General features: G+C 60.8%; 23 protein-coding genes. 14 read left to right on the top strand and 9 right to left on the bottom strand.

Annotated elements, in window-relative coordinates:
- Positions 1-27 precede the first annotated feature (27 nt).
- Together I6E58_RS05270 and I6E58_RS05275 are read left to right on the top strand one after the other, a co-directional pair.
- Complete coding sequence (locus I6E58_RS05270; RefSeq protein ID WP_197131135.1) at positions 28-951, top strand: ABC transporter permease; 924 nt, start codon at positions 28-30, stop codon at positions 949-951.
- Positions 951-1,706 (top strand): ABC transporter ATP-binding protein, encoded by a 756-nt coding sequence (locus tag I6E58_RS05275; protein ID WP_197131139.1) that lies wholly within the window; start codon positions 951-953, stop codon positions 1,704-1,706. The genes I6E58_RS05270 and I6E58_RS05275 overlap by 1 nt, the downstream gene beginning before the upstream one ends.
- Before the next feature lie 87 nt (positions 1,707-1,793).
- On the opposite strand, the gene I6E58_RS05280 is transcribed toward I6E58_RS05275, so the two are convergent.
- Complete coding sequence (locus I6E58_RS05280; protein WP_129071951.1) at positions 1,794-3,083, bottom strand: nucleotide sugar dehydrogenase; 1,290 nt, start codon at positions 3,081-3,083, stop codon at positions 1,794-1,796.
- A gap of 277 nt (positions 3,084-3,360) precedes the next feature.
- Between I6E58_RS05280 and I6E58_RS05285 the strand changes: the two genes are divergently transcribed.
- The 3 genes from I6E58_RS05285 (at position 3,361) to I6E58_RS05295 (ending at position 7,515) form a co-directional block, all read left to right on the top strand.
- The gene (locus tag I6E58_RS05285) at positions 3,361-4,542 is read left to right on the top strand and encodes a glycosyltransferase family 4 protein (RefSeq protein WP_197131142.1); all 1,182 of its coding nucleotides are present in this window, start codon (positions 3,361-3,363) and stop codon (positions 4,540-4,542) included.
- Between the two features lie 88 nt (positions 4,543-4,630).
- Positions 4,631-6,424: an ABC transporter ATP-binding protein gene (locus I6E58_RS05290; protein ID WP_197131145.1), complete on the top strand. Its 1,794-nt coding sequence runs from the start codon at positions 4,631-4,633 to the stop codon at positions 6,422-6,424.
- Positions 6,421-7,515, top strand: a complete 1,095-nt coding sequence (locus I6E58_RS05295) for a glycosyltransferase (RefSeq protein WP_197131148.1) — start codon at positions 6,421-6,423, stop codon at positions 7,513-7,515. The genes I6E58_RS05290 and I6E58_RS05295 overlap by 4 nt, the downstream gene beginning before the upstream one ends.
- A 30-nt stretch (positions 7,516-7,545) precedes the next feature.
- On the opposite strand, the gene wecB is transcribed toward I6E58_RS05295, so the two are convergent.
- Positions 7,546-8,625, bottom strand: coding sequence for a non-hydrolyzing UDP-N-acetylglucosamine 2-epimerase (wecB, locus tag I6E58_RS05300; RefSeq protein WP_197131151.1), 1,080 nt, complete (start codon positions 8,623-8,625; stop codon positions 7,546-7,548).
- A 96-nt stretch (positions 8,626-8,721) separates the two neighbouring features.
- Between wecB and I6E58_RS05305 the strand changes: the two genes are divergently transcribed.
- Positions 8,722-9,828, top strand: coding sequence for a glycosyltransferase family 4 protein (locus I6E58_RS05305; RefSeq protein ID WP_197131154.1), 1,107 nt, complete (start codon positions 8,722-8,724; stop codon positions 9,826-9,828).
- Positions 9,829-9,872: 44 nt separating this feature from the next.
- Here the strand turns inward: I6E58_RS05305 and I6E58_RS05310 are convergent, their stop codons facing one another.
- Positions 9,873-10,976, bottom strand: coding sequence for a glycosyltransferase (locus I6E58_RS05310; protein WP_197131157.1), 1,104 nt, complete (start codon positions 10,974-10,976; stop codon positions 9,873-9,875).
- Positions 10,977-11,126: 150 nt separating this feature from the next.
- On the opposite strand from I6E58_RS05310, the gene I6E58_RS05315 reads away from it, so the two are divergent.
- Together I6E58_RS05315 and I6E58_RS05320 are read left to right on the top strand one after the other, a co-directional pair.
- On the top strand, positions 11,127-11,792 hold the full coding sequence (locus I6E58_RS05315) for a glycosyltransferase family 2 protein (protein WP_197131160.1): 666 nt from the start codon (positions 11,127-11,129) through the stop codon (positions 11,790-11,792).
- 6 nt (positions 11,793-11,798) lie between these two features.
- Complete coding sequence (locus I6E58_RS05320) at positions 11,799-12,149, top strand: DUF2304 domain-containing protein (protein ID WP_197131163.1); 351 nt, start codon at positions 11,799-11,801, stop codon at positions 12,147-12,149.
- A 9-nt stretch (positions 12,150-12,158) separates the two neighbouring features.
- Here I6E58_RS05320 and I6E58_RS05325 read toward each other — a convergent pair whose 3' ends face one another.
- The 3 genes from I6E58_RS05325 to I6E58_RS05335 are packed head-to-tail and all read right to left on the bottom strand — an operon-like array spanning position 12,159 to position 14,829.
- Positions 12,159-13,145, bottom strand: coding sequence for a Gfo/Idh/MocA family protein (locus I6E58_RS05325; RefSeq protein ID WP_129071943.1), 987 nt, complete (start codon positions 13,143-13,145; stop codon positions 12,159-12,161).
- Positions 13,145-14,221, bottom strand: a complete 1,077-nt coding sequence (locus I6E58_RS05330; protein ID WP_197131166.1) for a DegT/DnrJ/EryC1/StrS aminotransferase family protein — start codon at positions 14,219-14,221, stop codon at positions 13,145-13,147. The genes I6E58_RS05325 and I6E58_RS05330 overlap by 1 nt, the downstream gene beginning before the upstream one ends.
- A complete protein-coding gene (locus I6E58_RS05335) occupies positions 14,218-14,829 on the bottom strand; it encodes an acyltransferase (protein WP_129071941.1) in 612 nt (203 codons plus the stop codon). The genes I6E58_RS05330 and I6E58_RS05335 overlap by 4 nt, the downstream gene beginning before the upstream one ends.
- 229 nt (positions 14,830-15,058) lie before the next feature.
- Here I6E58_RS05335 and I6E58_RS05340 point away from each other — a divergent pair, with 229 nt between their 5' ends.
- The 3 genes from I6E58_RS05340 to galE all read left to right on the top strand — a co-directional run bounded on the left by I6E58_RS05340 (position 15,059) and on the right by galE (position 18,946).
- The gene (locus I6E58_RS05340; RefSeq protein ID WP_197131169.1) at positions 15,059-16,120 is read left to right on the top strand and encodes a glycosyltransferase; all 1,062 of its coding nucleotides are present in this window, start codon (positions 15,059-15,061) and stop codon (positions 16,118-16,120) included.
- Positions 16,121-16,234: 114 nt separating this feature from the next.
- Entirely contained in the window at positions 16,235-17,968 is a 1,734-nt protein-coding gene (locus tag I6E58_RS05345) for a cell wall-binding repeat-containing protein (RefSeq protein WP_197131172.1), read from the top strand.
- Positions 17,969-17,977: 9 nt separating this feature from the next.
- The gene (gene galE / locus I6E58_RS05350; RefSeq protein ID WP_197131175.1) at positions 17,978-18,946 is read left to right on the top strand and encodes a UDP-glucose 4-epimerase GalE; all 969 of its coding nucleotides are present in this window, start codon (positions 17,978-17,980) and stop codon (positions 18,944-18,946) included.
- Positions 18,947-18,949: 3 nt separating this feature from the next.
- Here the strand turns inward: galE and I6E58_RS05355 are convergent, their stop codons facing one another.
- Genes I6E58_RS05355 through I6E58_RS05365 form a run of 3 tightly spaced genes read right to left on the bottom strand, consistent with a single transcriptional unit; the run spans position 18,950 to position 22,767 of the window.
- Positions 18,950-20,248, bottom strand: coding sequence for an O-antigen ligase (locus I6E58_RS05355; RefSeq protein ID WP_246837395.1), 1,299 nt, complete (start codon positions 20,246-20,248; stop codon positions 18,950-18,952).
- Complete coding sequence (locus tag I6E58_RS05360) at positions 20,245-21,573, bottom strand: O-antigen ligase (RefSeq protein ID WP_197131178.1); 1,329 nt, start codon at positions 21,571-21,573, stop codon at positions 20,245-20,247. Before I6E58_RS05360 ends, I6E58_RS05355 begins: the two co-directional genes overlap by 4 nt.
- Positions 21,574-21,582: 9 nt before the next feature.
- Entirely contained in the window at positions 21,583-22,767 is a 1,185-nt protein-coding gene (locus I6E58_RS05365) for an acyl-CoA dehydrogenase family protein (protein WP_197131181.1), read from the bottom strand.
- Between the two features lie 108 nt (positions 22,768-22,875).
- Between I6E58_RS05365 and manA the strand changes: the two genes are divergently transcribed.
- The 3 genes from manA to I6E58_RS05380 all read left to right on the top strand — a co-directional run bounded on the left by manA (position 22,876) and on the right by I6E58_RS05380 (position 26,118).
- Positions 22,876-24,060 (top strand): mannose-6-phosphate isomerase, class I, encoded by a 1,185-nt coding sequence (manA, locus tag I6E58_RS05370; RefSeq protein ID WP_197131184.1) that lies wholly within the window; start codon positions 22,876-22,878, stop codon positions 24,058-24,060.
- A gap of 124 nt (positions 24,061-24,184) precedes the next feature.
- Complete coding sequence (locus tag I6E58_RS05375) at positions 24,185-25,174, top strand: GDP-mannose 4,6-dehydratase (protein WP_129071934.1); 990 nt, start codon at positions 24,185-24,187, stop codon at positions 25,172-25,174.
- The gene (locus I6E58_RS05380; protein ID WP_197131187.1) at positions 25,171-26,118 is read left to right on the top strand and encodes a GDP-mannose 4,6-dehydratase; all 948 of its coding nucleotides are present in this window, start codon (positions 25,171-25,173) and stop codon (positions 26,116-26,118) included. Before I6E58_RS05375 ends, I6E58_RS05380 begins: the two co-directional genes overlap by 4 nt.
- Positions 26,119-26,239: the final 121 nt, after the last annotated feature.

Genomic DNA, 26,239 nt, shown 5'->3' on the forward strand with positions numbered 1-26,239 from the left:
AAGCCGCACTAGGATTGTGACGTTGTAATGGCGCGAGCCCCCGCTCGTGTGCCAGGGAAACCCGCGAAAGAGAGCAACAGCTTGTCCGCTACCGGAGATATCGACCTGACGGGGTACACCACTCCAGGTCGTGGCAGAGGGCTCCTCGACGTGTTCAGGCGCAGCTACCTGCTGCGCCTGTTGGTGCGTAAGGGCGTTTCGACGCGGTACCGCAACTCGGCATTCGGCTGGGGCTGGTCGTACGTTAAGCCGCTGAGCCAGTACATGATCTATTTCTTTGTCATGGGCATTGTGCTTGGTCGCTCTCGTGGCATCGATAACTTCGCGGTGTATTTGCTCGCCGGGATCATCGTTATCAACCTCTTCAACGAGGCGTTCACTAACGCCACGACGTCAGTGGTCGACAATAAAGCGCTCGTCAAGAAGATCTATTTGCCGCGGGAGCTCTTTCCCGTCGCGGCCGTGATCGTCGCGTTCATCCACTTCTTGCCGCAGGTCGTCGTTCTTTTGATCGCGACCATTCTCACAGGTTGGCAACCCGGCATCCTAGAGATCGCGGCAGTGCTCCTGGGCGCTCTGATCGTCATCACGTTCTCCACCGGTCTTGGCCTCATTTTTGGCGCGGTCAACGTGTCGTACCGTGACGCTCAAAACCTCGTCGAGATCATCCGAATCTTTGCTACCTGGGCGTCGCCCGTTCTTTACGGTTACGACAGCATCGCGGCTGTACTGCCGGGCTGGCTTTACGAAATCTATATGCTCAACCCGCTGACGTCTGCGGTAGAACTTTTCCACTACGGATTCTGGTTCTCCTCCACCGGTGGAGCGCTCCCGACGCCGCCTGACCTTTTGCGCAACTCACTCCTCGCTCTGCTTCTGGCAGTGATCGTAACCGTGATCGGTCAGATGGTGTTCCGCAAGTTCGAACGACGGTTTGCGCAGGATCTCTAATGACACAGCCACTCACCACGACCGATAATCGCCCCAGCATCATCGTTGACGGCGTCAAGAAGACCTTCCTGCTTCGTCACACGCACTCGTTCAAAGAAGCGTTCATCGCGTGGACGCAAAAGAAGAAGATCTCATCGTCGTTCGATGCGCTCAAAGACATCAGCTTCACCGTGCAGCCTGGCGAGTCGGTCGCCATCCTCGGCTACAACGGCTCGGGAAAGTCCACGCTTCTTAAACTCATTTCTGGAGTGCTGGAGCCTGACGCTGGCCGTGTGCGCACGCTGGGTCGAGTCGCCGGTCTTATCGAAGTTGGTGCGGGATTCCATCCCGATCTTTCGGGTCGAGAAAACGTGTACCTCAACGCTGCCATTCTCGGTATGAGCAAGAAAGAGATCGACGCTCAGTTCGACAACATCGTTGCGTTCTCTGAGATCGAAGAGTTCATCGACAGCGAAGTGAAGCACTACTCCTCAGGAATGTTCTTGCGGCTTGCGTTCTCGGTTGCGATTCACGTGCAGCTCGACGTATTGCTTGTCGACGAGATTCTGGGCGTCGGTGACGCTCCGTTCCGCGAAAAGTGCCGCAAGAAGATTCGCGAGCTCGTCGACGAAGGTAAGACAATGGTCGTCGTTAGCCACGACACCAAGACGGTTCGCGAGCTCTGTGACCGCGGCATCGTCGTGAAGAAGGGCAAGAAGATTTTCGACGGCCCTGTTGATGAAGCGGTCGACGTGCTCAAGGCATCCACTCGCTAGATTTTCTGCTGAGCGCGGCACCACGCTGCTGTTCGTTGCAGCATGCACACAGCGCCGCCCGCGAAAGCCGGCGGCGCTGGTGTCGTCTTAGGCCGTACCGATGACCCGGTACGTGGCATTCGGCCACTGAGCGGCAGAACTCACGCGGCGACCATCGATAAAGGTGCGGATGCCGGGCAGCTGTTCCTCGGTGAGAGTGCGGTACTCGGCGTGGTCGGCCTGCACTACGACGGCATCGACAGACTCGCCCCAGTGGAACGGCGCAAAGCCGAGTGCACCAAGTTCGTCGTCGGTGTAGAGCGGGTCTTGCACGCTTACGACGGCTCCACGGGCTTCGAGAGCGGCGACAGTCGGGAATACGCCCGAGAACGCCGTCTCTTTCACACCGCCGCGGTAGGCGGCACCCAGTACCGCGACGCTCTGGCCAGTGAGGTCTCCATGGGCGCCCTCGAGCATCCCGACCGCATATTCGGGCATGCCTGCGTTCGCCTCGCGAGCGGCACGGACGACGGTAGCGTCGGGGTCGTTCCACAGGTACAGGCGCGGGTAGACGGGAATGCAGTGCCCACCCACCGCGATACCCGGCTGGTGGATATGGCTGAACGGCTGCGAGTTCGTCGCCTCGATTACCTGGTAAATGTCGATGCCGGTTTTGTCTGCAAAGCGAGCGAACTGGTTAGCGAGGCCGATGTTGACGTCGCGGTAGGTGGTCTCGGCCAGTTTGGCGAGCTCGGAGGCTTCGGCCGACCCGAGGTCCCAGACGCCGTTGGGGCGCACGAGGTCGGGGCGGTCATCAAAGTCGAGAACAGCGTTGTAGAAGTCGGTGGCGCGAGCGGCGCCTTCGGCGGAGAGCCCACCGATGAGCTTCGGATACTTGCGAAGGTCCTCAAAAACTCGACCCGTCAGCACCCGTTCGGGCGAGAACACCAAATGGAAGTCTTTGCCCTCGGTCAGGCCAGAGACCTCTTCAAGCAGCGGCTTCCAGCGTGTGCGGGTGGTGCCCACCGGCAGGGTGGTCTCGTAAGACACCAGAGTGCCGGGGGTGAGATGTTCGCCGAGCGAGCGGGTCGCGACATCCATCCACCCGAAGTCGGGGTTGGCATCGTTATCAACGAAGAGGGGCACAACGAGTACCACGGCATCGGCGCCGGGAATAGCGTCGGCGTAGTCGGTGGTTGCGCGCAGCTTGCCGGCCGGCACAAGTTCACTCAGGTGTTCCTGCAGGTGAGCTTCCCCCGGAAACGGCTCGATGCCCTTATTGATGAGATCAACGAAGCTGGCATTGATGTCGACGCCAACAACTTCGTGGCCCTTCGAGGCGAATTGAACGGCCAAAGGGAGGCCAATTTTACCGAGGGCAACTACCGCAATTTTCACGAAACCGAGTCCTTAGAGTTGTGTGACGCAACGCTTACGCGCGGTCAAGTCTAAAGCGCAATGGTGCTAGATGCTGGTGGTTATCCCGCCGTCCATATTCGCGTTCACTCAGCGTTCACGCAGTGTCTTACCCTGTGCCCGTCGGCACGGCAGTTCAGCAGCGATGAGACGGTATTCTCGGGGGAGCGCAATTCGGCGCGCACCCTCTATGAAAGGTCTCCCATGATGCTCGTGCAGCAGCAGGAAACCTCTGTCGTCGAGAGTGCGTAAGGGCGTTATGCGCATAGCGATTGCGAGCCGAATTTTTGAGCCGGAGCCCAGCGCGGCGTCGTTTCGCCTCGCCGTACTTGCCGAGGCGTTTGCGGATGCCGAACACGAGGTGACGGTGCTCACCGTCGTGCCGCCGCCCGCACTGCGCGGCACCGAGAATGATCATTCTCGGCCGTACCGCGTCAAGCGCAACCGCGTGCTTCGCGATGCGACGGGATACGTGCGTGGTTATCTGCAGTACATGAGTTTCGATATCCCGCTCTTCTTCCGAATCTTGTTCGGTGCCAAGCGAGACCTTATCGTCGTCGAACCACCGCCGACGACCGGGTTCTTCGTGCGAATCGCTGCTGCTCTGCGGCGCACTCCGTACGCGTATTACGCCGCTGATATCTGGTCAGACGCGAGTGAGTCGACCGGTGCCCCTGGCCTCGTCGTGAGGGTCGTGCGTGCCATGGAACGTTCGGCCATGCACGGGGCGTGCGGGGTGCTCTCTGTCAACGAGGGAGTGAGCGCGCGTATTCGTGAAATTGCTCCTCGCGCCGTCATCCATACCGTGGGCAACGGCATTAACACGTCAATCTTCTCGGCGGACGGGCCCGTGCACGACGGCGGAAAGTACGCCATTTATCCGGGCACAGCGTCGGAGTGGCAGGGGGCTGCGGTGTTCATCGATGCGCTCGCACGCGTACTGCCTGACCATCCCGAGGCCAAGCTGGTCTTCCTCGGCCAAGGCAGTGACTGGGATACCTTGCGTGCTCGTGCCGCACTGCTACCGGATGGCGTTGTCACCTTTGTTGCCACGGTACCGCCGGCCGAAGCGGCAGCCTGGCTCCGCGGTGCCGTCGTGAGCCTCGCGTCAATCAGACCGGATGCCGGCTATAGCTTTGCCTTTCCCACCAAGGTTTTCGCTTCGTGGGCTACCGGAACTCCCGTCATTTTCGCCGGTCCTGGGCCCGTGCGGCAATTCATCACCCGGCGAGCGGGTGAAGCAGCACTCGGTGTCGGATGCGACTATGCGGTAGAGCCCATCGAATCCGCACTGCGAGACGCTTTTGGGGTGGAGCCGAGGGTCGAAGCTCGTCAGCTCACTGCCGCCTGGGCTGCGCAGAATGTGAGCCTCGCCGCTGTGGCGGAGCGTGCAGTGCAGGCGCTGACAGACACGAATCGACGAGGGGAGCATGGATCGTGAATGCTCAACAGAAGGCAGAACCTGTGCAACGCTGGCACTCTCAAGAACAGAGCGGCGAACTTCGTGAAGCGCGGCTAGGGAGTAACTCGTGAAAGACATCTGGACAACGCTAGGCCGGCTCTTTACCGTGCTGCCGGGTGGGGCGAAGCGTTTTTATATTCGTTACTCGGTCATCACGAGTTTGCTGTCGATACTCGACGTTCTCGCGCTCGGATTGATCACCGCGATCATCACTCCGCTGGCAACGGGCACCCCGGCACAATTGCCCGTTATCGGAACGATCGGCGACGAACAGGTTCTCTGGCTCATCGTTACGGTGTGTGCGCTCTTCATTACTAAGAGCGGTCTCGCTTTGCTCCTCCATTGGCGCGCTACTCGCCGATTCGCAACGTACGAACTTGAAGTCGGCAACCGACTCTTCAAGTCCTACACGCAGTCAAGTTGGGAAGCACGGTCGACGTTGTCGACCGCCGAAATCACGCGCATCGTCGACAGCTCGATGGCCAACACAAACCTTGGTTTCATCCTGCCTCTGTCTCAACTGCCCAATAACGCCTTCACCTTCGTTTCGATGCTGGTGGTTCTGGTCGTCGTACAGCCACTGACCGCTCTGATCGCGCTGCTCTATCTCGGCCTTGTCGCGCTCGTAATGATTCTCGTGGTGACGACCAAGGCGCGGCAGGCCGGTCGCGTGAACCGTCAGTACGCGTATAAGGCCGCCAGCGTGATGACGGAGATGGTTGACGCGATCAAAGAGGTGACGCTACGCAACAAGCTCGATGAGGCGGGAGAGGTCGTGTCGAGTTACCGCAGGGTGGCGACCAAGGCTCGAGCAAATATGTCGTTCCTGGGCATAGTTCCCCGTTACTCGCTTGAGGCCGCTCTCATTGGTGGCTTCTTGCTGATCGGTGGCGCCGGGTACCTTATTGGAGGGATCGGTGCGGCCACAGTGTCGGTATCCCTCTTCGCTGCTACCGGGTTCCGCATGATTCCCGCGTTGAACAATGTGCAGGCCAGCTTCACGAATGCCTCGGCGAACATCGTCTACGCCCGAGATGTCATCCGCGAGCTCACTCGAGCCCAGAACGACACTCACATCGCAGTGTCGGAGCGGATCGAGAAGCCGTTCCCCGAGTCGGCGACAGCGCTTGAGCTGCGGGATGTGGTGTACCGCTACCCGGGATCCGAAGAAGACGTGCTCAAGGGAATTTCGGTCACCGTTCCGTTCGGTAAGAGCCTGGGAGTTGTCGGTCCTTCGGGAGCCGGCAAATCGACCCTCATCGACCTGATCCTCGGGCTGAGCACTCCGACCTCCGGATCAATCTCCGTTGGTGAAACCCCCGTCGACGAAGTAGTGAAACGGTGGCGCAGCCGCGTCGGTTATGTGCCGCAACGGGTCTCGCTCTTCAACGGTTCGATCGCGCAAAACGTCGCGCTCACGTGGACCGGCGATTTTGACGAGGAACGAGTCATCGAGGCGCTGAGACGTGCCCAGCTCAGCGAACTTGTCGAAGAACGCGGGATCTTCGAACCGATCGGAGAGCGCGGCGCTTCGATTTCAGGGGGCCAGCAGCAACGCCTCGGCATCGCACGAGCCCTGTACTCCGACCCGCTGGTGTTGGTCTTCGACGAAGCGACGAGCGCCCTGGACAATCGCACCGAAAGCCTCATTACGAAGGCGATGAACGAGCTATCGGGCAGCGTCACGTTCGTGACGATCGCGCACCGCTTATCGACGGTGCGCAACTACGACAGCCTGTGTTACCTCGACCGCGGCCGGGTGTTAGGCCAGGGGAGCTTTGACGAACTTGCGGCCGCCGTGCCCGACTTCGCGCATCAAGCCCAGCTCGCGGGGTTGCACGATGGTGAGCCGCTGCGATGAGCCAGCGACCAGTGATGATCTATCACGTGCCGTTCCCGCTGAATCCTGCGGCGACCAGTGCGAGTGGTATTCGCCCCGTCAGAATGCGACGGGCCTTCGAAGCGAATGGTTATGAGGTTCTCGAGGTCTCGGGGCGTCATCCCGAGCGGCGTGAGCAGATGCGCGCACTTAGCAAGCGAATCTCTTCGGGGCTGAAGGTTGAGTTCGTCTACTCGGAGGCCTCGACGACTCCGACGGGCCTCGGCGAAAAGATCACCCCGGCGACGAGCCTCACGCGAGACGTCGCGTTCTTGCGGTTCTGCAGAAAAGCCGGTGTTCCCGTTGGCTTGTTCTATCGCGATATTTACTGGCAGTTCGACGAGTACGCCGAACGCGTGGGGCAGCCGTATACGGCGATACTGCGATGGCGCTATCGCGCTGATCTGCGTGGCTACCGCCAGGGTGTCGACAAGATTTACCTCCCTTCGATGCGCATGGCCGCGTATCTGCCGACTGAGAATCAACCCCAGGCACTGGCTCTCCCTCCGGGCGCCGAACGCTTCGACTCTCCGTCGCCGAGCACCGGTATCTCCCTCTTCTACGTGGGCGGAACCGGTGGCTACTACCGAATGCAAGAAACCGTTCGCGGCGTCGGCATGAGCTCCGGCGCTCGGCTCACCATTTGCACCCGAGAGGGGGAATGGGCCGAATCCGCGCCGCTTTACGCTGACGTTCTCAATGATTCGACGACAGTCGTACACAAATCGGGTTCAGAGCTCGAAGAACTCTATGCGGATGCTCACATTGGCGTTCTCCTGATGGAACCGCTGGAGTACCGCGAGTTCGCCGCGCCCATGAAGCTCTACGAGTACCTCGGCCACGGCAAACCGATCATTGCGACTCAGGGCAGCCTCGCCGGCGACTTCGTCGAAGAAAACGGTATCGGATGGGCAATCCCCTATGGAGCCGAGCCTCTAGCAGAGCTGTTGTCGCGTCTTCAGGCGCACCCCGAAGAGCTGGCGGCAGCTCAGCAGCGCGCGCGTGAAGTGCGACAGCAGCACACGTGGGAAGCGCGGGCGCGTCAAGTAGCAACGGACCTCACCGAGAGGTAGTTGCTGCTCGGCGACATCCAGCGCACCGAACTAAGACGCCCGCGGTGCGATTCCGTCGACGATGGCTTGGACTGCGCGCGTCGCGGCGTCGCCGTCGCCATAGGGGGCAGCTTCCGTAGCGTCGGGAGCAGGCCGCGTGAGTGCCGCGGTGATCTCATCAGTGGAATTGGCGAGCACGTTCCAGCCGAGCTCGATCGTCTCGACCCATTCGGTTTCGTGACGCACCGTGGTGCACGGGATCCGCAGCAGGAACGCTTCTTTTTGAAGCCCGCCTGAGTCGGTTACAACTCCGGCGCTGTCGAGCACCGCGGCGATAAGTTCGGGGTAAGAAAGCGGGTCGCGAGAGATAAGCGCCCCTTCATCCAGCGAAATGCCGTGCTCCTCGGCCTTCGCGCGAACGCGCGGGTGCGCGAGCAGCACGACGGGCTTGTCTGCCGCGCCGAGTGCTGCCACTACCTCGCGAAGACGCTCAGGATCGTTCGTATTCTCAGCGCGATGGATCGTCGCGACGTAGTAGCCGTTCGGCGCATCAATATCGGCAAGCGGGTTTTGCGTACCGCCGGCAAGCACGCTGTCGCGCACTTGAAAAAGCACATCGGTCATGACATCTCCGACGAGCACAGCGGTGCTCGTGAGACCCTCGGTCGCGAGGTGCTTCATCGCAACCTCGGTCGGGGCGAGGCAGAGATCTGCGGCATGGTCGGTGAGCACACGGTTGTGTTCTTCGGGCATTGACCGGTTGAACGAGCGCAGACCGGCTTCGAGGTGAGCCACGGGAAAATGGAGTTTCACCGCACTCACGGCGGCAGCCAGCGTCGAGTTGGTGTCTCCGTAGACGAGCACGCAATCGGGCTGGAAGCGTTCAAGGACCTCGTCCATTTGCGCGAGAATCGCACCGGTTTGTACTCCGTGCGATCCCGAGCCGACTCCAAGATGCGCATCCGGAGTGGGGATTTTCAGATCGCGAAAGAACACGTCGGAGAGCATCGGATCGTAGTGCTGGCCCGTGTGCACGATGACGTGCTCGTGGCCGGCTGCGGTGATCGCGTGAGCGATGGGGGCAAGTTTGACGAATTGCGGGCGTGCGCCCACTACGCTCATGATCTTCACGCGAATCATTCTACGGTCCGCGGCCCGATCTCGCCCACGCCCAGCGCCCTGGCAGGTACGAGCTGTGCGTCGAAATCGCACAGTACGATTGGCTGCATGCGCGTGCTGGTTGTGACCCCCTGGTATCCCAGCGAGGCGTCGCCGGGCGCGGGAGTGTTCAACTTGCGGGATGTCGAACTTCTGGGCCGCGAACACGACGTCTCTGTACTTCATCTCGTTTCCCCTGGCGCAGCGTTGACGGGCCCAGTGCCGGGTGACTCTGTCGGCTTTCCGGTCGAACGCGCCCACTTTCACTTTTCACGCCCCGACAGCTATCGCGGCGCGGTGCGCCAGCTTCGCGATGCTGCGAAGTCTGCCGATCTCGTGCACACCATGGCATTCCCGGCACTTTTTCCCGCGGCGCGAGCCCACCTCGACGTGCCCTGGGTGCACACGGAACACTGGTCGGGGCTCGTCACGGCTCCGCCAAGCTGGCACGCGGGTCTCGCGATGAGATATTTGCGCAAAGATCTCGCACTCCCCGACGAAGTCGTAGCCGTGGGTCGAGGTCTTGCCGACGAGATGGATCGCCACCGCGAGCGGCCGACGACCGTTATTGGTAATCGGGTATTGCTCTCCAACGGCGGCCGTCTTCCGAGCGCGATTCCTCTGCACGGGGCAGAACCGATTCGGCTCGTGGGCGTCGGCGGCCTGGTTGCCCACAAGGGACCGCTCGAAGCTCTTGACGCCGTGGCCGAGCTCACGCGCCGAGGAATACCAACCACGCTGCAGTGGGCCGGTTCGGGGAGTCGTGAAGCTGACATCCGTGCACGTGCAGTCGAGCTACGGATCGCCGACAGGGTGACGCTCCTCGGTCACGTCGCGCCGAGCGCGCTGGGTGACGTATTAGCGAATGGGCATATCTTTGTGTTGCCCACTGCCGGGGAGACCTTCGGGGTGGCTATCGCTGAAGCACTCAGTCAGGGGCTTCCGGTCATCACCAGCGGCACGGGTGGGCATTTGCAGTTTCTGCCCGCTCGGGCATCGCGACTCGTGCCTCGCGACGGGCGAGCAATCGCCGACGCAGTGCTTGAGCTGCGGGATGACCCAGAGCGATGGTCAGCGGCGCAGATTCGCGCCGCCGCCGAATCGCTGTTCGCTGAGGATGCTCGCGCCGAGGCGTATCGCGCTGTGTACGACAAGACACTCGATACGCGTCGATAAACGCCACGTACTCCAGCGCTGCGTCTGAGCGCTTTCAAGCGTCACTACGACGTAGTGCCGCCGAAGGAGCGGAAGAAGGCTTCGCGCTCTGTTTCTGCAGAAATTTCGCGAGCGGCACGATCGGAGTTCTGCTTCATCTGCGCGAGCGACTCAGCATCGAGCTGTTCGATCGCCGCGACGAGGTCAGCGACCTCCCACCCGGCGGCGACGGCGCCGTTGCCGTACTCGGCAATGACACCCGTCATCATGGCGCTCGGACCGATAAGAATGGCCAGTCGGGCTTGAAACGCTTCGAAGAGCTTGTTCGGTAGCGCAAATTCGAGATTGCGATTCAGCGGCCGATAAAACATCACTTCGATGTCATAGGGGTTGATGTGCTGAGCAATCTCGGCGACGGGGGCGGGATCGACGAACTGCACTCGCAATTGATGCTGCTCGACAGTACGAACGTAAGAGTCGATGTTCGCTTGCTCGCCGACCAGAATCAGCGTGAGGTGAAAGCGCTCGGGCAGCACTTTCATTGCCTCGAGCAGCTCGGGGATGCCTCGAACCTGGCTCGCTGCACCGTGATAGAGCAGTTCAATGCGCTGCGGATTTACCGGGCTTGCGGTGAGTTCGACGTAGGGCGGTGCGTTGCGGACGATGGTGAGTGGCTCGATGCCGAATTCGTCAACGTACAAATCGGAGATCCCCGAAGCAACCGTCGAGCGGGTGCTGAAGCGCCGGTCGCCAATGTGGGTGCGAATCCAGTCGTAATACGGTGCGGCGAACACGCGCCACAGGCTGTCCCGAGGAACGCGAGGGCGTACATATTCGTGAATGTCGAGATGGATTCCTCGCTCGACTACCGCCGGAGTGAAGACTTTTCGGTTGCGCACCCACGGCAAAAAGTGGTGATCATTGAAGAGAATGAGATCGTACTCACCGGCCGCAATCCGCTCGGAAACTTCCCGCGGAATGAGTCGCTCCAGCAGCACCGAAAACTTGAGCGCGTGAGGAAGCAACGTGTAGATGAACATCGAGCCAATTGTGGTTCGCGTCCATCGCGGTGGGTCTGACAGGCCGTAGTGCGTGTCAACGCCGGGCACGTGATGGCCGGCGGGGCCAACGGTGTCGACTTCCCAGTGTTCACCTCGCAACCAGTCCACCTGGCGGAGAACCCTAGGGTCTCGCGTGATAGGCGACATTACGATCACAAGAGCCCGCTGAGTACTGTGCGCCATAGTGCCCCAATCCTACCGGTGGTTATGCGGCCGCGCGTCGAGTTGGCGCGACACAGACTGTGCGAAACTAGCTTCATGGCGCAAACGTGGGTTGTTGTTCCGATGTATAACGAAGCAAGCGTCATTGCGTCCGTGATCGAGGAACTCCGCAAATCCCTTCCTCATGTGGTCTGTGTTGACGACTGCTCCACTGACGACTCCGCAGCACAAGCTCGATCGGCTGGCGCCATAGTGGTGCAGCATCCGATCAATCTTGGTCAGGGGGCAAGCCTGCAAACGGGTTTTGAGTACGTTCGCGCGATTCCCGAGATGACAGAAGTCGTTACCTTCGACGCCGATGGCCAGCATCAGGTTCAGGATGCGCTCGACATGGTTCAGCGCTTGCGCGACGAGAAACTCGACATTGTCATCGGGTCTCGGTTTCTCGACGATCGCACCGCCATGAGTGGCCTCAAAAGATTCGTTCTTCGCTTAGCCACGGGCTACACCCGCCTGACAACGGGGATGGCGCTCACCGACGCACACAACGGCCTGAGAGTCATCTCTCGCGACATGCTGTTCAAGCTGCAACTGCGGCAAAACCGCATGGCCCATGCGTCGGAGCTTGTTGACCAGATCAGCCTGCACAAGGCGACCTGGGCTGAGCATCCCACGCACATCGTTTACACCGAATACTCCAAAAGCAAGGGGCAGTCGGTGCTCAACGCCATCAACATCCTCGTCGAAATTATCTTCAAGTAGGGCATCGTGACCATCATTTTCCAGATCCTGGCGATCATCGCCGTTATCGTCGTCGCGATCGTGATGTTGCGGGGCGGCGGAGCGCGCAATCAAGCGATTCAACGCATCTTCATGCTGCTCTTCATAGTGGCGGCAGGATCATCGATCTTCGTCCCGCAAGTGTGGACCTTCGCCGCGCGTCTGCTCGGCGTCGGTCGAGGCACTGACTTGCTGCTCTACATCACCGTGCTGGCGTTCTTGGGCGTCGCAGCGACGACGTATCGCCGTTTTCGCCGTCTCGAAAACGACCTCACCGCGATGGCGCGACAGGTCGCGTTGGCGCGCGCCGACAACGAGCAGGACTCGTCAGAGGCTTAGGAACAGCCGCTACGGCGTTGTGAGACGGTGCTCGAGACCGTCAGCAACGAACTTCTCCGCTGTCGCGACGACCGCGGCGCCCTGGGCCAGCGTCACAATTGCGCTCGTGTCGCCCGACAGCACCGCATCGCGGAACGCTTCGTGTTCAGCACGAAGCGGCTCTTTCTTGTCGAGTGCGAAACGAGTGACGTCTCCTTCGCTGACACCACGGAACTGAGAAATGTCATCCCATTGGTGATGGCGAACGCCATTCTCGAAGTAGGTCAGATCGGCGGTCAGGGTATCGGCGACGAGAGAACCGTGCTCGCCGGTGATGATTGTGGTGCGCTCCTTGAAAGGAGTGAGCCAGTTCACCGTGTGGCTGACGATGGTGCCCTTGCTGAGTGTGCCGATTGCTAGGACCATGTCTTCGTGCTCGCGTCCGCTGCGGAACGTGGTGCGGGCATTGATCGAGACGTACTCCTGCTGCGTGACCCAGGCGGTCAGGTCGATGTCGTGGGTCGCGAGATCCTTGATGACACCGACGTCGGCGATGCGCCCGGGGAACGGACCTTGGCGACGCGTGGTGACCTGATAGATGTCACCGAGCAGGCCATCCTGGATGCGTTGGCGTGCCGATTGAAGGGCAGGGTTGTACCGCTCAATGTGGCCGACGCCGCCGACCAGCCCGGCCGCGGTAAAGAGATCCCGCAGCTCATTAGCGGCTTCAGAGGTCGAGGCGACGGGCTTTTCGATCAACGCGTGGATGCCGCGACTGGCGAGCATCGTGCCGATCTCGAGGTGGTAGATGGTGGGGGCGGCAACGACGCAGTAGTCGAAGCCCATGTCGAGAAAAGTGTCGAGATCGCGAACCACGGGCTTGCCTTCGATGTGCGACGGCACGGCATCCGAGGGGTCATAGACGCCCTTGAATTCGACGCCCTCAAGCTCATTGAGAACACGGCTGTGGTGGCGCCCCATGACGCCGAGTCCGAGTACACCTGCGCGAAGCGTCATTAGCTGCCTGCCTTTGCTACGTCATTGACGGCATTCACGATGGTCTCGCGCTCCGCGTCGGTAAGAGAAGGGTGGACCGGGAGTGACAGTGCCTGAGTGGCAACCTCAGCCGTCACCGGCAAATCGAGGTCGAGTTCAAACGAGGGCAGGCGGTGAATGGGGGTGGGGTAGTACACCCCGGTGCCTACGCCGCGTTCGGCAAGAGCCGCAGCGAAAGCGTCGCGATCCTGATCGACTACTCGAATCGTGTACTGGTGATAAACGTGTACGGCATCGGGGGCAACCGGGGGAGTCACAACTCCGCTGAGGTGCTCGTCGAAGAAGGCCGCATTGGCTTGACGCTGTGCGGTCCAGCCGGCGAGCTTGCCGAGCTGCACGCGACCGATAGCGGCATGGATGTCGGTCATGCGGGTATTGAAGCCCACGACCTCGTTCTCGTAGCGGCGTTCCATTCCTTGGTTGCGCAGCAGGCGAGCAACGCGTGCGAGCTCATCGGAGGACGTCGTGATCATCCCGCCTTCGCCCGAGGTCATGTTTTTGGTCGGGTAGAAGGAGAACGAGCCTGCGATTCCCCAGTTGCCGACGGGTACGCCCGCTATCGATGCCGCATGAGCCTGAGCGGCATCTTCGAATACCAGAAGGTCATGCTTGGCGGCGATGGCGCTGAGTTCGACCATGAGTGCGGGGTGGCCGTAGAGGTGCACCGGCATGATCGCTTTGGTGCGCGGCGTGATTGCCGCTTCGACCGCTGCAGGGTCAATCGAGAAGTAGTCGCGCTCGATGTCGACGAACACGGGAGTTGCACCCGCGAGGGCGACCGCGTTGGCGGTGGCAGCAAAGCTAAACGAGGGAACGATCACTTCGTCGCCAGCGCCCACTCCGGCGGCAACGAACGCCATGTGCAGGGCCGAGGTGCCCGAGTTGACGGCGACGCTCTGTGCTCCGCCGACGATCTGAGAGAACTCTGCTTCGAATGCGGCGACCTCGGGGCCCTGAGCGAGCATGCCTGAACGCATCACGCGATCGACTGCGTCACGTTCGTCTTGGCCGATTTGGGGCCTAGCTGCGGGAATCACGAATCTTGCACCTCAATCAAAAGGTCGGTAGCGGTTTCTTGATAGCGGGCGCCAGTGACCGGGCATTCCCAGTGGCCTGGCGATGTTTGAGTGAGCGGATGCCCGGCGGTGCCTACCCAGCCGATACGACGAGCGGGGCTGCCGACAACAAGCGCGAAGTCTGGGACATCTTTTACGACAACAGAGCCGGCGCCGACAAGAGCCCAGCGGCCAATCACGAGTGGTGCGATGCAGGTGCTGTTGGCGCCGATCGACGCACCCTCGCGGATGTCGACGCCCACGGGCATCCAGTCGTCAGCAGACTTGACCGAGCCATCAGCATTGATGGCGCGAGGAAAGTGGTCATTGGTGAGAACGACGGCGGGCCCGATGAAGACTCCGCGGCCCAACGTGGCGGGTTCGTAGACCAGTGCGTAGTTCTGAATTTTGCAGTTGTCGCCGACGTCGACCCCGGTGCCGACGTAGGCGCCGCGACCGATGACACAGTTCTCGCCGATGACGGCGTTCTCGCGGACCTGAGCGTAGTGCCAGATGCGTGCGGTTGCAGCTATCGAAGCGGTCGCCGCAACGTCAGCGGTGCTGTGCTGCAAGGGGTTTACGTCGTGCATTCACACTCCAAAGAATGAGGCGCTGGGGACATGCCAATCCTATTCGCTCGGTCTCCGTTCGCAGCACGTACTGCGTCTTTGCTCTCGGGCGTTTAGATGAGGAGGGTGCTCGTGCCAATATTGAGGGGTGCGGCCCCTTCTCACCAGTGTGCGATCGTACTTGCCCGAGTGGGTGAGTTCGCGACTTCACGCGCCGCAATTTCGCTACAGTTCACGCGATGTTCCCTCAATGTGTTCTGTGCCAGAAACCCCGATCCGGCTATTCGTCGGGCCCGCCAATTTCGCGGCCCAAGGGTTTCGCCTAGCGCGAGCGGCGGAGCGCATCGACGGTGTTGGCGCGGTCAACATGCAGCGAATTCTCCAGCGCGGGTACAACTTTCCTGCTGACCTGCAGGTTCCGCAGCGCGTCTACAAACACTCGCTGCGCTGGCAGCGCAAGCACTTCGAGCACATCTCGCGCAACTTCACTCACGTCATCCTCGAAGCCGAGCTTCCCCTCTTTGGTGGGTTCTTCGGCGGCGACGTCGTCGCTGAGATTGCGGCGCTTCGTGCCCGCGGTGTCTCGGTTGCCCTGCTCTCCCACGGAACAGACCTGCGCGGCCCTGACCTGCACGCCTCACGAGATCCGGCGTCTCCCTTCAACGACCAGGGGCATCCTGAGATCGCTCGTTTGCGCGCGGTGACGACGCGCAACCGTTCGGTTTTGGCCAGAGCGGCCGCTCCCGTATTCGTGACGACGCCCGATCTGCTCATGGATTGGCCCGCCGCAGAGTGGATTCCGGTCGTGATTGACCCCGAGCTCTGGCACACCGATAAGCCCGTGCTGCAGGCGGCGCGACCTCGCGTGGTGCACGCGCCGACAAATCCGTGGATCAAAGGCTCAGAGCTCATCGAACCGATGCTGCGCCGTCTCCATGAGGAGGGGATCATCGAGTACCAGCAACTGGTCGATATTCCGGCGGATGAGATGCCCGCGGTTTATCACGGGGCAGACATCGTTCTCGAGCAGTTCCGCATCGGTACCTACTCCGTCACCGCTGTCGAAGCGCTCGCGGCAGGACGAATTGTGGTGGCGCATCTGTTCGATGATGTGCGCGCCCACGTCGAGAATGCGGTCGGTCGTGAATTGCCCGTCATTGAAGCTACGGTTGAGACGCTGGAAGCCACGCTGCGTGAGGTGTGCTCCGACCCGGTTCGTTTTGTTAAACACGCCGCGGTGGGGCCTGATTTCGTTCGCGAAGTACACGACGGTCGTCGATCGGCGGCCCTGCTCGAAGCCTTCCTGCACTAGTCCAATTTTGGTCGATCACCGCGCGACTCGCTCTATGACACTCAAACAGGGTCTTCACATTCTTCACATTGGACATATCCTGTAACAACGCGTGTTTGCTTGGGGGATTGCAGAATGCACACTTTTTCATCTGTTCGAAGCGGAGTTTTCAGGGCCGCAGCGGTGATCGGGGCGGTAGCTGTTCTGGCTGCCAGCATCGTCGTGCCGGGGCCTGCTGACTCTGCCTCTGCCTACAGCGGCAGCGAATTCGATCCCGGCAACATCATCAGCGACGACGAGTTCTACAACGGTTCCGCGATGACGGAGAGCCAAATTCAGGCGTTCCTGAACGGTAAGACCGGAGTTTTGAAGACTCTTCGGCAAGATGTCGACACCCGGCCCAAAGAAGTGTCGTCGACAACCAAAAACCTGATTTGCAACGAGATCAAGGGCGGCAAAGACCTATTGGCTTCCACGATCATCTATCGCGCTCAGGTTGCCTGCGGCATCAGCGCAAAAGTGATTCTGGCCACCCTTCAGAAGGAACAGGGTCTGATCACGAACTCGAAGCCGACCTCGTGGAACATTAATAACGCGCTCGGCTACGGATGCCCCGATGACGGTGGATGCTCCGCCGACTACGAGGGATTTGGCTACCAGGTTTTCACCGGAACGCGGCAGTTCAAGGCGTATAAAGCAGCCAACTTCGGGAAGCAGCCGGGAAGCCACACGATCGCTTACCACCCGTACAACAGCAAATGCGGCACCAAGTCAGTAAAGATCTCGAACTACGCCACCGCGGCGCTCTACAACTACACCCCGTACCTGCCCAACTCGGCGGCCTTGGCCAACCTCGGGGGAGTTGGCGACAGCTGCTCTTCGTACGGTAACCGCAACTTCTGGGACTACTACTACTCCTGGTTCGGCAACCCGACAGACATCACCCCGTCGGTGTCGGTGTCGCGCGTCAGCGGTCAAGACCGCTTCATCGTGTCGTCGGCACTCTCGAAGAAGGCATACTCCACCGCAGGAATCGACCGCGTCTATGTCGCAACCGGAATGGACTTTCCCGACGCTCTCAGCGCCGCGGCTGCTGCCGCTGCCTACGATGGCCCGCTTCTGCTCGTCACATCGTCGGCAATCCCGTCGAGCACTGCCACCGAGCTCAAGCGCCTGAAGCCCAAAGAAATCGTTGTCGTCGGCGGAACCGGCGCGATCTCGAAGACTGTCTACAACAGCCTCTCGAATTACGCGTCGAAGATCTCACGGATCTCGGGCGGCGACCGTTATGAATCGTCTCGATTGATCGCTGAGTCGGCATTCCCCGCGGGAACGACAACCTCGGCCTACATCGCAACCGGTACGACCTTCGCAGACGCCCTGTCGGCGAGCTCCGCAGCGGCCGCCGCCGGAAGCCCCGTGATTTTGGTTTCGGGCAAGTCGTCGAAGCTCGACGCCGAAACCACAGCGCTTCTCAAGCGACTCGGGATCACGTCGGTCACGATCGCGGGCGGGTCCGGTGCCGTCAGTAGCGGTATCGAATCGAACCTCAAGTCGTTGTTGGGTTCATCCAACGTGACGCGAATCGGCGGTCAAGACCGTTTCATCGTGTCGGCGGCAATCAACGACGCTGCATTCGATAGCGCAGAGACGGTCTACATCGCATCCGGCTTCAACTTCCCTGATGCACTCTCGGGTGCGGCGGTGGCTGGTGCCCAATCGGTGCCGCTATACATCGTGCAGACCACGTGCGTTCCTAAGGCAGTGCTGCAGCAGATCAAGGATCTCGGTGCCCGCGACGTGGTGCTGTTGGGCGGTACGAGTGCGCTTTCCAGCAAGGTAGCGAAGCTCACGAACTGCGCCTCTTAGACTAGGCGTATGCGAGTTCTTGTCACCGGCGGCGCCGGCTATATCGGTGCCCACACTGTTCAACTGTTGGCAGCGCGAGGTGACGAGGTCGTCGTGCTCGATAATCTGGGCTCGGGAAAGATCGAGCGCATTGGCTCCACGCCCTTGGTGAACCTTAATCTTTCGACAGCCACGGTTGAGGATGTCGAAGCGGCGCTGCGCGAGCACGCCATCGATGCGGTAATCCACTTCGCAGCGCACAAGCAAGTGGGCGAATCCGTGGCAAAGCCAGCGATGTACTACGCCGACAACGTGGGCTCGATCGCCAAGCTCGTCATGGCAATGGAGAATGCTGGCGTTCACAAGCTCGTGTTCTCGTCGTCGGCAGCGGTCTACGGTAACGCCTCCGGTGCAATCACGGAAGCGGCTCCCGCAGAGCCCATCAGCCCCTACGGGGCAACCAAACTTATTGGCGAACAGATTCTCAGCGCAGCGGCGCAAGCCTGGGCGCTAAGAGCTGCGAGCCTTCGCTATTTCAATGTGGGTGGAGCGGGAGACGCGAAGCTTGCAGACTCAGTGGCACTCAACCTGATTCCTATTTGTCTCGATCACATCGCGGCCGACACCGCCCCGGTGATTTTCGGCGATGACTACGACACCCCTGACGGAACGTGCGTTCGGGACTATGTTCACGTCGTCGACGTCGCGGAAGCTCATTTAGCAGTCCTCGACGCCTTGCCGGAAGAGCCGGGCAACGTCATCCTCAATGTGGGAACCGGTGTGGGCACGAGCGTCCGCCAAATGGTTGACGCGTTGCTTGCCGTCTCGGGCTCGGCGCTAACGGCCGACGTGCAGCCTCGCCGTGCGGGTGACCCCGCTGCCATCGTGGGCGACGTCACTGCGATCAAAGAATTTGCGGGCTGGTCGGCGCGTTTCAGCGTCGACGACATCGTGAACTCTGCTTGGCAGGCCCGGCAGCCCGCTGAGGCTCAGAGTTAACTTCTAGATTCCGGATGATGGGCTGGAGTCGAGCGCCCGTCGCCAGCTGAGTTCTCGGGACGCTTTCACGCAACACACCACGAACGCGAGCCAGCCGAAGTCCGTCAGGATCGAACTCTCCGCAAGCGCCCCAAGAGCGAGGGCGAGTAGCACTAGGGCGGGCCAAGCGAACACGATGCTGCGGCGTCGAGAAGCTAATAGCCACGAGCGCGTGAACGCGAGGCCGAGCAGGCCGACAAAGATCAGGAATCCGACGACGCCGAGTTGAAACCACACATCTAAATAGGCGTTGTGGGCAGAGTCGGGAACGCGAACACTGAAGTCTCCGAATCCGAGATAGGGAACGACCCCGGCATCCCACGGGCCGATCCAGCCCCACCCTTCGAGGCGATGAGTATCGCCAAGAGTCCAGAGTTGGCGCCACACCCCGAGGCGGTACGCGAGTTCGTCGCTTGCATCGAACCAGGCGACGATGGCAGTCCGAGAGACCCAACTAATGATCAGGATGGCCGTTGTCACGCTCATGAGAAAGATCTGCCAGTAGCGTCGTCGCCCCGACGGCACCCGACGCAGTGCGACGAGCGCGGCGGTGGCGGCAGCGATGACCAGCCCGGCGCCCAAGGCGAGCGGCGATTGGGAGAGCAACAGAACGAGAACGGCCGCGACGATTGAGCCAACGGCAAGGTTGCGTTCAACAGATCTCGTCGCGTACTCAATGGCAAAGGTGATGAGGGCGATGAGCGCGATCATGCCCAGATGGTTACGTGTTCCGAAGACGCCTTGAATGGGTTCTCCGGTGCCCAAGTTTCCTTGGATCGAAAGGGCGTCGAGCGAGGTATCGAAGATAAGCCCGGTAAGTAGTTCAAAAACCAGCGAGACCACGAGTGCGGCGCGAAAGACGTCGCCGAAGGCACGCACGATCTGAATGGTGTCTCTCACCAACGCGATATACATGCCCAACAGCGTGAGCAACAGGAGGTACAGGGCGCTCGCGGCGGTCTCGAGGCGGTATTGAGACCATGCGATAGAAAGCCAGACCCACACGGTAAAGACGATGAGGGAAAGCGGAACGAGAGCTCGCCAGCCAATGTTCTTCCACTGCGCCCAGGCCGAGAGCGAAACGAGAACGAGAAGCGTCACCAGAACGGCCAGCAATCCGGGAACACCGAGCACGGTTCTGAGGAAAAACGCGAACACTGCGGTACCGATGGTCGCCGTGGTGAGAGCGGCAGAAGAACGGGGTGACGAGAGCAACGCCGCGCTGATCTCGACCGCTCTGCTGAGTGAAGTGCGCGAGATCACTGAAGTGTTCCTGACCAATCGGGGCGTTTCGCCTTAACAGCGATGATGACGAGAATGTAGAGCCCGTACTCGCCTAAGAGCCTGCTTTCGGGGATCGACTGCACCAAGAGAGCAACCATCACGAGCATCGGTGCTAGGGATCCGGCGGTGAACGCGAGCGGTTGTCCGGGAAGTCGCTGGGGGCGGTCGACAGCGAGTGACCAAGTGCGCACAACGGTAGTGATCGCGATCGCTGCGAAAGCGGCAACGCCCACGACTCCGAGCTGTAGCCAGACATCGAGCCAGGCGTCGTGGGCCTGCACCTGAACGACGCCGTTGCGCTGCGCCAGTCCGCTGAACGGCTCAGCCCACGGCATCCAGACGCTGACCCAACCCCAGCCGAAGACCGGGCGCTGCTGGGCGAGCGCGGTGACGCTCTGCCAAATTTCAGCACGACCGGTGAGGTCTTCACTCTTGCTGAGTAGCCCGAAGAACACATCACGAAAAGTGAAGAGAACCGTGGTTGCAGTCACGATCGCCGCGAAGAATACGATCTGGCTCGTGGCGCGTGCGCGATCCGAGTGTCGAGAACGGATGAACAAGATCGCCACCGCGGTCACGATCACGGCTACCAGTGCCACGGTGACGGTAGCGGAGCGTGCCAAGAACAGAGTGAGCGCAGCCAGCGCGAGCCACACAAGTGACGATCCCCGCGTGAGGGTGCCACGAGCCCACTGAATCGCGAACACTATGAGGGCGAGTAACGCGAGAAAGCCCAAGTGGTTTGCGTTACCGACGATCCCCTGAATGCGCCCACCATCGAGAGCGTCAAACAGAACGTTGCGGGACCACTGGAGCATCAGCGGAACTGGTCCGCCCGGCACTAGAGCAAGTTCAGGTTGGGGTGCAAGCGGAACGACAGGTTGGCGGATGACCGTGGCGACGAACAGCTCGAAAGCGACGGAGACCACCAACAGAATGCGAAGCGCGCGTGCCGTGGCATCGAGAATCTCTTGCCACGAGAAGCTGGTGGCGACGGCGAGCGCGCCGAGCACCGTAAGCCAGGTATTGAGTAGCCCTAGGGCGGTAGCGGTCGGATAGAACGACCACGCCAATGAGAGCGTCGCCAGCACCATGAAAACGATGAGCGGGTAGGGCAGGCCGCCGATGCTCCAGCGATCTCGATTCGCGATGAGAACGTAAACCGAAACCGCTGCGAGCGCCACCGCAAGCACGGCGAAAGCTACCCACCCAATCGAGTAACGCCAGGCGTCGCCGCCGAGTATGACTAGTAGCGACGTGCTGAGAAACCACGCCCGCGCCCGGGGGCTCGCTAAAAGTCGCATGTCGCAAGATTAGACGAATGCAGCCTTACCTGTGATCGCGCGTCCAACGATGAGGGTGTTCATTTCGCGAGTGCCCTCGTAGGAGTAGATCGCTTCGGCATCCGCGAAGTGACGCATGACGCCGTAGTCAAGAACGATGCCGTTGCCCCCCATGAGTTCACGGCACCACGCGACGGTCTCGCGCATGCGGCTCGTCGTGTATTCCTTGGCGAGAGCAGCGTGCTCATCCTTCTGAACACCTTCGTCGAGCATCTCAGAGACGCGGGTCACCATTCCGATGGAGGCGGTGATGTTTCCGAGGCTCTTCGCAAGGTGCTCTTGAACGAGTTGGTGGCTACCGATCGGCTTGCCGAACTGGATGCGGTCGTTGGCGTACTGAACGGCGGCTTCGTAGGCTCCGATGGAGTTTCCCACCGCGGCCCACGCGACTTCGGCGCGGGTGAGGCGCAGCACAGCAGCGGTCTCGCGGAACGACTGCGACTTCTGCAGGCGGTTGGTTTCGGGAACAATAACGTTTTCGAGAACGATGTCGGCGTTCTGCACGATGCGCAGCGCCATCTTATTTTCGATGCGAGTGGCGGAGTACCCGGGCGTGCTGGTCGGCACGATGAAGCCCTTGACCTGGTTATCCTCCTCATCGCGCGCCCAAATGATGGTCACGTCGCTGATGGAACCGTTGCCGATCCAACGCTTAGCGCCGTTGATGATCCAGTTGTCGCCGTCGCGCTTGGCGACGGTCTGGAGGCCCTGAGCGGTATCGGAGCCGGAGAGCGGTTCGGTGAGGCCGAAAGCACCCAGCAGCTCGCCGGAGGCAAACTTGGGCAGCCACTCGTCGCGCTGCTCTTGAGAGCCGGCGACACCGATCGAACCCATGACGAGTCCGTTTTGCATGCCGACGAGCGTGGCGGCACTGGCATCCACGCGGGCGAGTTCGAGCGCAACCCAACCGCGGAACACGGCCGAGTTTTCAAAGTGCTGGGTTTCGGCCCAGGGGAGTCCGAACAGTCCGAGGTCTGCCAGACCCTTTACTACGACGTCCCGGTTGAAGAATTCTGCCTTGGCCCACAGGTCGTTGGCTATCGGGCGAACCTCTTTGTCGAGGAACGCACGCAACTTCACGATCGTTTCTTTTTCCTGATCGGTGAGGGCGTTCTCGTAGCCGTAGAAGTCGCTGCTGAGGGTCTCAAATGACATAGTTTTCGCTCCATTGCTAATCGAAATCAGTGCGAGCCTAAAGCGTGAGTACGCGTCGTTTCTAGACGGTTGGTACTTTGGTCTAACGCTGAGAGAAGAGTTGACTGAATGTTTGTAGGCATCACTAATACCCCGCGGGATTACGCGTGGGGCTCCGCTGGCGAGATCTCAGCGTTGCTGGGCACGTCGCCCACCGGCAAGCCCGAAGCTGAGCTGTGGTTGGGGGCTCATCCTGGCAGCCCGAGTGTCATTCTCGACCCGGCAACGACGGGCGACGCTGGCGATCTGCATGAGTGGATCCAGCGCGCCGGCGAGCAGGTTCTTGGCGCGGGAGTCGAACGACTTCCCTTCCTCCTCAAGGTATTAGCCGCCGGAGCACCGCTCTCGCTGCAAGCCCATCCCACTCCTGAGCAGGCTGCCGCTGGGTTTGCCCGCGAGAATGCCGCGGGAATCCCGCTCACGGCCAGTAACCGCAACTACAAAGATGCCTCCGCGAAGCCAGAACTCATTCTCGCGGTCAGCGACACCTTTGAGGCGCTGTGCGGTTTTCGGGCGATGGCCGAGACCAGGGCATCCATTGAACGACTAGTCGAACTGGATGCCGCGAGCGGCGCCCCCACGCCGGCCCTGTTGGCCGAGTGGCTGGCATTCGCTCGCGCTGACTCCGATCTGCGAGCGATGTTCGAGTGGCTCATTTCCGCCGCGCCGCCGGTGCCGGAGCTTGTGGAGCGAGTCACGGCGCTCGCCGCAGCAGACAGCGCAAGCGAGGAGTTTGCGCTCGTGCGTAAGCTCGCGGGCTTCTACCCCGGTGATCCCGGGGTGCTGATCTCTCTCATGTTGAACCACGTCACGCTCGCAAAGGGAGAGGCGTTGTTTTTGCCCGCGGGCAACATCCACGCCTACGTTCGCGGGCTCGGCATTGAGCTCATGGCATCCTCCGACAACGTGATGCGTGGGGGGCTCACCCCGAAGCACGTCGATGTGCCCGAGCTGGTGAGTGTGCTCGATTTCTCGGCGAGCCCCGTTCCCTATCTCAGTGCAGAGCCACTCGGCGAGGGGGCGCGGGCATTCCGACCGCCGGTGCGTGACTTCCAGCTCATCGAGGTGAACGAGGCGGCGAAGGTTCAGCTTCCCAGCGCTGCGATCGTGCTGTGCGCGGTGGGAGAGTTCATGGTCGACAGCGGCGAGCACGCGGTTACGTTGACGCGGGGCGAGTCGATCTTCATCACAGCCGATGAGGGTGCAGTGAGCATCCGCGGTACCGGTCAGTTGTTTGTGGCGTCAACGCAGTAACGCGCGGCGCCCGTGGTGGGCTCAGCGGGGGTGCGAAAGTTCCAGTAGCGTTGCTCCGGCCGACGTGTAGGTTCGGAACCAAGACGCACCAAGACGCACCGAGCCGCAAGCAAGAGAGAGAACTATGAAGCGCGCATTCATTACAGGAATCACCGGTCAAGACGGTCTTTACCTCGCCGAGCTCTTGCTCTCGAAAGGCTACAAAGTATTCGGCCTCATGCGCGGTCAAAACAATCCCAAGCGTGAGTTGCTTGAGCGCGTGATCCCCGATGTCGAAATCTTGACCGGCGATCTGACCGATCTCTCGAGCCTCATGCGCGCCATGAGCGTCGCCAAACCCGACGAGTTCTACAATCTCGGCGCGATCTCGTTCGTCGCCTACTCGTGGGAGAACGCTCACCTCACGAGCGAGGTCACGGGTATGGGCGTACTCAATGCGCTCGAAGCTGTGCGCTTACACACCGCGGCCACCGGTCAGCAAGTGCGGTTCTACCAAGCATCCAGCTCCGAAATGTTCGGCAAAGTTCAGACTGTTCCGCAGAACGAAGACACACTGCTGTGGCCACGCTCGCCCTACGGCGTGGCGAAGGTGTATGGCCACTACATGACGATCAACTACCGCGAGTCGTACGGCATGCACGCCTCGTCGGGAGTGCTCTTCAACCACGAATCACCGCGTCGAGGACCAGAGTTCGTGACGCGTAAAGTTACGCGTGCCGTCGCCCGCATCTCGCTGGGGCTACAAGAGAAACTGACCTTGGGCAATATCGACGCTCAACGCGACTGGGGCTTCGCCGGAGACTACGTCGAAGCGATGTGGCTCATGCTGCAACAGGATGAGCCCGATGACTACGTCATCTCCACGGGCGAGACTCAGAGCATCCGCGTGCTCCTTGACTACGCGTTTGCGGCCGTGGGAATTGACGACTGGACCCCTTACGTCGACTTCGACGAACAGTTCATGCGACCCGCTGAGGTCGATCTGCTCGTGGGCGACGCCTCGAAGGCCAAAGAAAAGCTCGGCTGGGAGCCTCGCGTCAAGTTTCCCGAGCTCGTGTCGATGATGGTCGATGCAGACCTGAGCGAGCAGAAAGCGCTCGCAGGACTGGAATGACTCGCGCACTGATCACCGGAGTCACCGGTCAAGACGGTTCCTACCTCGCAGAACTTTTGCTCGCGCAGGGTTATGAAGTGCACGGCGTGACTCGCGATGCCGCTGAAGTCGTGACGCCGGGAGTGATTGCCCACGAACTCGATTTGAGCACCGACAGCGCTATCGGTGACCTCATCACCGACCTGCAGCCTCGGGAGATTTACAACTTGGCAGCGCTGAGTTCTGTCTATCAGTCGTGGCAGAATCCTGGACTGACAGCGAGGCTCAACGGCGCGGTGGTGGCTGAAATGTTGGCGGCGGTCAAGGCCATTCATGATCAGGGGGATGTCGACATCCGCTTCGTTCAAGCCTCGAGCGCAGAAATCTTTGGCACTCCTGCTCTTTCACCGCAGGACGAGAGCACCCCAGTGCGCCCTACAAGCCCCTACGGGGCCGCGAAGGCCTACGCTCATGGTCTCGTCGGCGCATACCGCTCAGCGGGCGTTGCAGCCTCGTCGCTCATTCTGTATAACCATGAGTCGCCGCGTCGGCCCGAAACATTCGTCACGCGAAAGATCACAGCGGCGGCAGCACGAATCTCTCAAGGGCGTCAAGACACGCTCGAGCTCGGAAATCTGGATGCTCGCCGCGATTGGGGCTGGGCTCCGGATTACGCTGACGCGCTCGTTCGAGCGGCGCAGCATCCGGATGCCGACGATTTTGTGATCGCGACGGGAATCTCGCATTCTGTTCGCGAGTTTGTGGCGGCGGCTTTCACGCGCGCGGGAGTCGATGATTGGGCTGATCGGGTGACGGTGGCGGATTCGCTGCTGCGGACAGGTGATGCTGCCCTACAACGGGGGGATGCGAGCAAGGCCCAACGAATCCTAGGTTGGACACCGACGGTTCAGTTCGACGAGATCGTGGCGGCGATGGTCGATCATGATCTCGATTTGTCGACTTAACTTAACTCACGGCGCGCCATAACCCTTAAGTCACGGTCGAGGCAATTATGATCTGCGACTTGACTCTTGGGAACTACACCGATGTAATTATGTAACGCGATTTGATGCGAAGCATTGAAAG

This window comes from Salinibacterium sp. SWN1162 (genome assembly GCF_015864675.1).
Lineage (GTDB): Bacteria > Actinomycetota > Actinomycetes > Actinomycetales > Microbacteriaceae > Rhodoglobus.

Excerpts from the sequence above, each read along its gene's own strand:
- I6E58_RS05345 (WP_197131172.1), top strand. The coding sequence starts at position 16,235 with ATGCACACTTTTTCATCTGTTCGAAGCGGAGTTTTCAGGGCCGCAGCG.
- manA (WP_197131184.1), top strand. The coding sequence starts at position 22,876 with ATGTTTGTAGGCATCACTAATACCCCGCGGGATTACGCGTGGGGCTCC.
- I6E58_RS05360 (WP_197131178.1), bottom strand. The coding sequence starts at position 21,573 with ATGCGACTTTTAGCGAGCCCCCGGGCGCGGGCGTGGTTTCTCAGCACG.
- I6E58_RS05325 (WP_129071943.1), bottom strand. The coding sequence starts at position 13,145 with ATGACGCTTCGCGCAGGTGTACTCGGACTCGGCGTCATGGGGCGCCAC.
- I6E58_RS05315 (WP_197131160.1), top strand. The coding sequence starts at position 11,127 with ATGGCGCAAACGTGGGTTGTTGTTCCGATGTATAACGAAGCAAGCGTC.
- I6E58_RS05270 (WP_197131135.1), top strand. The coding sequence starts at position 28 with ATGGCGCGAGCCCCCGCTCGTGTGCCAGGGAAACCCGCGAAAGAGAGC.
- I6E58_RS05295 (WP_197131148.1), top strand. The coding sequence starts at position 6,421 with ATGAGCCAGCGACCAGTGATGATCTATCACGTGCCGTTCCCGCTGAAT.
- I6E58_RS05340 (WP_197131169.1), top strand. The coding sequence starts at position 15,059 with ATGTGTTCTGTGCCAGAAACCCCGATCCGGCTATTCGTCGGGCCCGCC.
- galE (WP_197131175.1), top strand. The coding sequence starts at position 17,978 with ATGCGAGTTCTTGTCACCGGCGGCGCCGGCTATATCGGTGCCCACACT.
- I6E58_RS05375 (WP_129071934.1), top strand. The coding sequence starts at position 24,185 with ATGAAGCGCGCATTCATTACAGGAATCACCGGTCAAGACGGTCTTTAC.
- I6E58_RS05275 (WP_197131139.1), top strand. The coding sequence starts at position 951 with ATGACACAGCCACTCACCACGACCGATAATCGCCCCAGCATCATCGTT.
- I6E58_RS05285 (WP_197131142.1), top strand. The coding sequence starts at position 3,361 with ATGCGCATAGCGATTGCGAGCCGAATTTTTGAGCCGGAGCCCAGCGCG.
- I6E58_RS05380 (WP_197131187.1), top strand. The coding sequence starts at position 25,171 with ATGACTCGCGCACTGATCACCGGAGTCACCGGTCAAGACGGTTCCTAC.
- I6E58_RS05365 (WP_197131181.1), bottom strand. The coding sequence starts at position 22,767 with ATGTCATTTGAGACCCTCAGCAGCGACTTCTACGGCTACGAGAACGCC.
- I6E58_RS05305 (WP_197131154.1), top strand. The coding sequence starts at position 8,722 with ATGCGCGTGCTGGTTGTGACCCCCTGGTATCCCAGCGAGGCGTCGCCG.
- I6E58_RS05335 (WP_129071941.1), bottom strand. The coding sequence starts at position 14,829 with ATGCACGACGTAAACCCCTTGCAGCACAGCACCGCTGACGTTGCGGCG.